The 915-nt window shown below is 43.1% G+C and carries 1 protein-coding gene; it reads right to left on the bottom strand.

Annotated elements, in window-relative coordinates; translation table 11 throughout:
• Window positions 1–915: GGDEF domain-containing protein (locus R8N47_RS24085; protein WP_318185963.1), on the bottom strand; the 915-nt coding region annotated here is incomplete at both ends.

Here is a 915-nt window from a genome sequence, read left to right as displayed (position 1 = left end):
CATTTGGTCAGCATGTTGAATTAAGGAATCGCTACAGCTTCCTTCATGAGGAAAGCGAGCCATACCAACACTTAAACCGATGTGAACGTTTTGAAAATGGATAAAAATGGGTGCACTGCATGCGTGATGCAGCAAAGACTGAAACTGTTCTAACTCCTTGGTGTCTTCGATGTTTGGCAGGCACAGAATAAACTCATCGCCTCCGATGCGTGTCGCGAACTGGCCGTCGTCTAACAGATGCAAAATACGTTGGGCGGTGATCTGCAACACCTTATCTCCGGCGTCGTGACCGAATTCATCATTCACGGCTTTAAAACCATCAAGATCGATGTACAACAGAGTAAACGGTTGGGCACGTTGAATCTGTTGTTCGATCAGTTGATTGCCTTTAAAGCGGGAATAGCACCCAGTGAGCTCGTCGATTTCGAGCAATCGTTCAAGCTTTTCCACCTGTTCATATTGTGTTTGCCAAATGCCATGCCAATAACACTCGATAGAGCGTAGCCCTTTGTAAATAAACAGGTTGAACAAAAATAAAAACGTACTTTGAATGAAAAATTCTTTTAAAGCGTGGAGTTTAAAAGGGTCATTCCCAGCCGTTATCAAATCAATGTAAAAGCAAAAAGTCATTGATAAGGCGTAGGTAAAGAACGACCAAAAAACACCGAACTCAACCATGGTCAAAAGTAGGTTGATCGTCACCAACGACGAAAAAAGAAAATGTCCGCCTAAGAAAAAGTACAGGTAAAAAGTGAGGGTGTAACCGAGGATTAGGGCAATGACGACAGATTGATGTTTTTGCTCGAGCGTGAAAGTTCGACTTGCCCAAAGGTAAGTAAAACAAGTGCTCGCGGATAACACGTAAGGAAGGTATACAACAAGATTAACCCCTCTGATTGCACAAGCGAATAGGGT

The organism is Vibrio sp. 2132-1 (assembly GCF_033344315.1).
This window is presented reverse-complemented; position numbering and strand designations above follow the sequence as displayed.